This is a genomic window from Kitasatospora sp. NPDC059088 (assembly GCF_042738155.1).
Taxonomy (GTDB): Bacteria; Actinomycetota; Actinomycetes; order Streptomycetales; family Streptomycetaceae; genus Kitasatospora.
Window position 1 is genome coordinate 75,234 of sequence record NZ_JBHYGR010000030.1, and the last position, 6,223, is coordinate 81,456.

Sequence of the window (6,223 nt, forward strand, 5' to 3'; positions counted from 1 at the left end):
CGGCCGGCACCCGACCCACCCGGAACGATCATCCTGCGGGCAACGGCCCGGCGCGAACGGACCACTCGCCGGTCAGCGAACGCCCGCCGCAAACCTCGATCCGACGCAAGTCTTGGCAAAGTCCGCCCCCACGCCGACCGTCCCGGTCACGTTGTCCGAAGGGGTGGCGAACGGGCAGGATGGTCCGCTATGACGCACGTGATGGCCAAGGGCGCCAACATCGCACTGCCGGCGGCGGCGGTCCGCGCCGTGCTGCGCTGGAGCGCCACGCCCGGTGCGCCGGACGTGGACGCGTCCGCGCTGCTGCTCGGCACCGACGGCAAGGTCCGTTCGGACGCCGACTTCGTCTTCTACAACCAGCCCCGCCACCCCTCCGGCCTGGTCCGCCACCTGCCCAAGCAGCACACCGCGGGCGGCGCCGAGATCATCGACACGGTCGAGGTCGAACTGGCCAAGCTGCCGGTCGAGGTGGACCGGGTGGTGCTGGCCGGTTCCTCCGAGGGCGGCTCGTTCCGCGCCGTCCCGGGGCTGCGGCTGCTGCTGTTCGACGCCGCCACGGGTGACGGCGCGGGTCCGCTCGCCGAGTTCGCGATCGTGGACGCCGAGAACGTGTCCGCGCTGGTCGCGGGTGAGCTGTACCGGCGCAACGGCTCGTGGAAGTTCCGGGCGATCGGCCAGGGGTACACCTCGGGACTGATCGGCCTGGCCACCGACTTCGGCATCACGGTCGACGACGAGGCGGAGGCCGCCGCCGCGGCCGCGGCCCGGTCGACCCCGGCTCCCGCCTCCACCGCCACCCCCACCGGCGCGGTCGACCCGCGGGCCACCCCGCTGCCCGACCCGCGCTCCGAGGCCCGGCCCGAACCCGGCACCTTCACCCTGAGCCCGGCCGTCCCCCAGTCCCCGACCCAACCTCCGGCCCAGCCCCCGGCCGCTCCGGCCACCCCGGCCCCTGCCCCGGCGGCCGCCACCGCGAACGGCCCGGCCACCCCGCCCCCGCCGGTGGCCCCGCCCACCGTGCCCCCGAACGTCCCGCCGGCCCCGCCCGCGCCCCCGGCCCACCAGCCGCCGACCCACCAGCCCCCGGCCCACCAGCCGGGCACCCAGTCGGGCGGCTACGGCTACCCGCAGCACCAGCCCGGCACCGGGTACGGCTACCCCCAGCACCAGCCCGCGACCGGCTACGGCTACCCGCAGCCCCACCAGACGTACCCGCCGCAGCAGCCCCAGCCGGGCACCCACTCCGGCGGCTACGGCTACCCGCAGCACCAGCCCGGCACCGGGTACGGCTACCCCCAGCACCAGCCGGGCACCGGCCAGCAGCCGCCCGTCCCGCCGCAGCCCCCGGCGCCGGCACCGACCCAGGGCCCGCCCGCCGAGGAGTTCGCGCTGCCCCCGCAGGGCCCGCAGTTCCAGCCCCACTGACCCACTGACCCACTGCGCCGTCCCCACCGGAACCACCGGAACCACCGCGCACCCCGGACCCGCCCCACACCCCGCCCCGCCGAGCCCGACGCCCGGCGGGGCCGCCCCGAGCGACACCGCGGCCCCGGGCGGCACCACGCCCCCGCCAGGGACTCAGTCCCCGCCCCCGCCCGGCTGCTGCCCCTTGTACCCCCGCTGCCACTGCATCCCGAAGCCGTACAACCGGTCGATGTCCGCCTGGAACCCGTTCACGTACCGCACCTCGCGGCGCACGGTCAGCTGGTTGTCCCCGGCGTTCTCGATCAGCACCACCGCGCAGGAGCGCGCCGACCGGGCCCGTTCGTCCAGCTTGATCTCGATCCGCGGTCCGGTCTGCGGCACGATCGTTATCACCGCGTGGGTCTGCTCGAAGGCCGGGGTGCCGTCGTAGATGTAGACGAAGATCAGCAGCCGCTTGAACTTGTCCTTCTTCTCCAGGTTGACGTACATCGTCTCGCCGGAGGGCGCCCCGTACTGGTCGTCGCCGCTGAGCTTGATGAACGGCGGTTCCCGCAGGTCGCCGAAGAGTTCACCGAGCGGCTGCACCACGCCCCGGGTGCCGTCGGAGAGTTCGTACATGCAGGCGAGGTCGAGGTCGACGTTCAGTTGCTCGTTGCCCCCCGGCGAGTCGGGCTCCAGCGGGCTGAGGATCCGCGGGCTGAAGAACCGTTTGAGGGTGTCCCGGGTGCTCGGCCGGACGGCGCCCGAGCGCATGGTCCAGTGCAGGTTGACGTAGAGGTAGCCGGTGGTGGCGGCCGAGCCGGTGATCGCGTGCTGCGGCGCCGACTTGGTGAGCGTGACCTTGTGCTGCCCGCCCGGGTTGTCGAAGGTGTAGCTCTTGTCCCCGCGCAGGTACTCCCAGATCGAGACCATCCAGTCCTCTCCCCCTGCCTCCGTGCGGCGGTCTGACGATCCGCCGGTCCATGGACGATCCGCTGGTCCATGATCGGGCATCGACCGGGCCGACGGATACCCGAACTCCTCCTTTCCCTACCCCGCCCGGCCGTTGACGCCCACCCGCAGCGCGAACCCGCGGCGCGAACCCGCAACCCGAACCCGCGACCCGAACCGGTGGGTCGATTGGCCCGGGGAAGCCGCCCTCCCGTAACATGCCGCCCCTTCGGACGCGATATCGTCTAGCCGCACAGGTGTCCCGTCCGCCCCTGCGCGGGCGCGGTGGGCACGTCGTGCGGCGACGAACGAACCGTCAGGCGGCACCCGCCCCGCGGGACCTGACCACCTGTGTCGCGCTGTGAACCTGTCCCCTGCGGAAACCCGAGGCCCGACCCGCAATGAACCTGACCTCCATACAGCTGGTCTGGACCGTCGTCGGCGGCGCAGCCCTGCTGTTCATCGCCATCCTGATGGCGACGCTGCGATTCAAGAGCACGAAGCACGACGAGGCCGGCGATTCCTGGGAGCGCAGCGAGGAGCGCCGCCGCCGCAAGGAGATGATCTACGGCATCTCCTCGTACACCCTGCTGTTCTGCTGCGCCGGCGTCGCGGCCGCGCTCTCCTTCCACGGCCTGGTGGGCTTCGGCATCGAGAACCTGGGCCTGTCCAACGGCTGGGAGTACCTAGTCCCGTTCGGCCTGGACGGCGCCGCGATGTTCTGCTCGGTGCTCGCCGTCCGCGAGGCCAGCCACGGTGACGCCGCGCTCGGTTCCCGCCTGCTGGTCTGGGTGTTCGCGATCGCCTCGGCCTGGTTCAACTGGGTGCACGCCCCGCGCGGCCTGGGCCACGCCGGCGCCCCGCAGTTCTTCTCCGGCATGTCGATCTCGGCGGCGATCCTGTTCGACCGGGCGCTCAAGCAGACCCGCAAGGCCGCGCTGCGCGAGCAGGGCCTGGTGCCGCGTCCGCTGCCGCAGATCCGCATCGTCCGCTGGCTGCGCGCCCCGCGCGAGACCTACGCGGCCTGGTCGCTGATGCTGCTGGAGAACGTCCGCAGCCTGGACGAGGCGGTCGAGGAGGTGCGCGAGGAGCGCCAGGCGAAGCTGGACGCCAAGGTGCGCGCCCGTTCCGCCGACCGCCGCGAGCGGGCCGAGTTGAAGGCGATCTCGCGCCAGGGCGGCATGCTCGCCCGGGCCCGCGGCGGGCGTCAGGTGCCCGCGCTCACGGCGGCCGGAGACGGCCAGACCGCTACGGAGCCTGCCCTAGCCGCCGAGAGCGACCGCACCGCCCCGACCGCGCACGACCCGTACCTCTCCCCCACCCCGTCCCTCTCGGCGAGCACGCTGGACCGCTCCGCCCTGGACGCCGGCCGCCGCCCGCGTGCCGCCGTCGGGTCGTCCTACGCCTCCGCCACGAGCGGTTCCACGAGCGGCTCCACGAGCGGCTCGACCGGCAGCTCGGCGTCGTCCTCGTCCTCGTCCTACCGCAGCTCGACCATCGACCTGACGGCCGACGACGACACCCTCTCGATGCCGAAGCTGGACTCGCTGGAGCGCAAGCTGCGCGCGATCGAGCAGCAGCTGGGCTGACGCCCCGCCCGGCACCCCGCAGGAACAACGCAGGAACAACGCAGGAACAACGCGAACGGCCGCCCCCGGATCCCCGGAGGCGGCCGTCGCGTTCCCCGGCCCTACGGCCGGAGAGGGGGTGGCGGGCGGCGGACTACTGCCCGCTGCCCACGAGTTCCTTCTCCCCCTCCGCCGCCTCGCGCCGGTTGCGCAGCATCGAGGAGAGGAGGGCCAGCCCGATGAAGGCGACGCCGATCAGGCCGGTGACGATCTCCGGGATGTGGTACTTGATCCCGACCAGCAGGATCACGGCCAGCGCGCCGATCGCGTAGTGGGCGCCGTGCTCCAGGTAGACGTAGTCGTCCAGGGTCCCCTTGCGGACCAGGAAGACGGTCAGCGAGCGGATGTACATCGCGCCGATGCCGAGGCCCAGGGTGATCTGGAAGATGTCGTTGGAGATCGCGAAGGCGCCGACCACGCCGTCGAAGGAGAACGACGCGTCCAGGACCTCCAGGTAGAGGAAGAGGAAGAACGCGGCCTTGCCGGCCACCTGGACGACGGACTTGCCGGACTTCTCCGCCTCCTCCTCGCGCTCGGCCTCCTCCTCCAGGCCCGATTCGAAGATCGAGGAGAGGCCGCCGACGACGAGGTAGGTGACCAGGCCGAGCACACCGGCCAGCAGAACGGTTTCGGCGTGCTCCGCCGCGAAGAAGCGCGAGGCCAGCACCAGCGCGACCAGGGCGACGACGCTGGACAGGGCGTCCAGCTTGCCGACCTTCTCCAGCGGGCGCTCCAGCCAGCCGAGCCAGTTGTGCTCCTTCTCGTCGAACACGAAGTCGAGGAAGATCATCAACAGGAAGACGCCGCCGAAGGCCGCGATGGCCGGGTTGGCCGCCTCCAGGTACTGGCCGTACGTGAGGCCGTCGTGGGTCGCGTTGGAGTGCAGGGCGAGGTCGATCACCGTCGCGGGGTTGAGCTTCGCGGTGAGGCCGACGACCAGCAGCGGGAAGACCAGTCGCATCCCGAAGACGGCGATCAGCACACCGACCGTCAGGAAGATCTTCTGCCAGTACGGGTTCATCCGCTTCAACACCGTGGCATTGACCACCGCGTTGTCGAAGGACAGGGAGATCTCCAGGATGGAGAGGATCAGCACGATGCCGAAGCCTTGGGCTCCCCAGAGCAGTCCGGCCGCGATCAGGCCCAGGGCGGTGATCGCGAACGACCAGCCGAATGTGCGGAGGAACACGGGAGTTGGCTACCTTTCGGGTTCTGGCCGTGTCGGGGGCGGCCTGGTCCCGAGACGCCTGACCGGGCCGGGCCCGGTCAGGTCACCCCCGCACTGCCCTCTGTTCTCTTGATCGTTTGATCGGTGATCATCTGATCGTTGATCGGTGCGATAAGTCCGTTTTACGCCCTTACTGTACGTTGACGCCGAAGTCGAGCGCGATCCCGCGCAGGCCGGAGGCGTACCCCTGGCCCACCGCGCGGAACTTCCACTCACCCGCGTACCGGTACAGCTCGCCGAAGATCATCGCGGTCTCGCTGGACGCGTCCTCGGACAGGTCGTAGCGTGCGATCTCCTCGCCGCCGACGGAGTTGACGACCCGGATGTAGGCGTTGCGCACCTGTCCGAAGTTCTGCAGCCGGGCCTCGGCCTCGTAGATCGAGACCGCGAAGACCACCTTGTCCGCCTGGGCCGGGACCAGCTCCAGGTTGACCAGGATCAGCTCGTCGTCACCCGCGTCGTCGCCGCCCACGAGGTTGTCGCCCTGGTGCTCCACCGAGCCCTCGGGGCTCTTGAGGTTGTTGTAGAAGACGAAGTACTCGTCACCGAGCACCCGTCCGCCACCGCAGAGCAGGGCGCTCGCGTCGAGGTCGAACGGTGCGCCCGTGGTCGAACGGGCGGACCAGCCGAGGCCGATCTGGACCTGCGTCAGGTTCGGCGCGGCCTTGGTGAGCGAGACGTTCCCGCCCTTGGCGAGCGTGACCACCATGGTGTTCTTCCTCCCTTGCTTCTCCCGGGGCGCCATACAGGTGTAGTCCCCCGCGGCCCCGGCCGGCCCGCTTCGGCCGGCTGAACTTCCTGAACTCACATCCTCGCAGCGCACCGGACCCCGACGAAGCCGGGCCGCTCCCGACCCCCCTCGAAGCCGCCCCCGACCTCCGACCAAGCCGGTCACGACACCGTCCGGAACCGCCCCCGCCCCCCGACGAAGCCGGGGCGGGGGGGGGGGCGCGCGGGGGGGGGGCGCGCCGCCGCCGCGCCGACCCACACCGCCGCCGCCCGCGCGGGCCGC

General features: G+C 71.7%; 5 protein-coding genes. 2 read left to right on the forward strand and 3 right to left on the reverse strand.

Annotation, left to right across the window (positions count from 1 at the left end):
- Positions 1-189 precede the first annotated feature (189 nt).
- On the forward strand, positions 190-1,425 hold the full coding sequence (locus ACFWXO_RS16375; protein ID WP_380524609.1) for a TerD family protein: 1,236 nt from the start codon (positions 190-192) through the stop codon (positions 1,423-1,425).
- A gap of 153 nt (positions 1,426-1,578) precedes the next feature.
- Here ACFWXO_RS16375 and ACFWXO_RS16380 read toward each other — a convergent pair whose 3' ends face one another.
- Positions 1,579-2,337 carry a Tellurium resistance gene (locus ACFWXO_RS16380; protein ID WP_375887791.1) on the reverse strand — a complete coding sequence of 253 codons (759 nt, stop codon included), beginning with the start codon at positions 2,335-2,337 and terminating at the stop codon, positions 1,579-1,581.
- Positions 2,338-2,756: 419 nt separating this feature from the next.
- On the opposite strand from ACFWXO_RS16380, the gene ACFWXO_RS16385 reads away from it, so the two are divergent.
- Complete coding sequence (locus tag ACFWXO_RS16385) at positions 2,757-3,944, forward strand: DUF2637 domain-containing protein (protein ID WP_380524610.1); 1,188 nt, start codon at positions 2,757-2,759, stop codon at positions 3,942-3,944.
- Positions 3,945-4,077: 133 nt separating this feature from the next.
- Here ACFWXO_RS16385 and ACFWXO_RS16390 read toward each other — a convergent pair whose 3' ends face one another.
- Positions 4,078-5,172 (reverse strand): DUF475 domain-containing protein, encoded by a 1,095-nt coding sequence (locus ACFWXO_RS16390; RefSeq protein ID WP_375887788.1) that lies wholly within the window; start codon positions 5,170-5,172, stop codon positions 4,078-4,080.
- Between the two features lie 169 nt (positions 5,173-5,341).
- Entirely contained in the window at positions 5,342-5,920 is a 579-nt protein-coding gene (locus ACFWXO_RS16395) for a TerD family protein (protein ID WP_375887786.1), read from the reverse strand.
- Positions 5,921-6,223: the final 303 nt, after the last annotated feature.

Excerpts from the sequence above, each read along its gene's own strand:
- ACFWXO_RS16380 (WP_375887791.1), bottom strand. The coding sequence starts at position 2,337 with ATGGTCTCGATCTGGGAGTACCTGCGCGGGGACAAGAGCTACACCTTC.
- ACFWXO_RS16395 (WP_375887786.1), bottom strand. The coding sequence starts at position 5,920 with ATGGTGGTCACGCTCGCCAAGGGCGGGAACGTCTCGCTCACCAAGGCC.
- ACFWXO_RS16375 (WP_380524609.1), top strand. The coding sequence starts at position 190 with ATGACGCACGTGATGGCCAAGGGCGCCAACATCGCACTGCCGGCGGCG.
- ACFWXO_RS16385 (WP_380524610.1), top strand. The coding sequence starts at position 2,757 with ATGAACCTGACCTCCATACAGCTGGTCTGGACCGTCGTCGGCGGCGCA.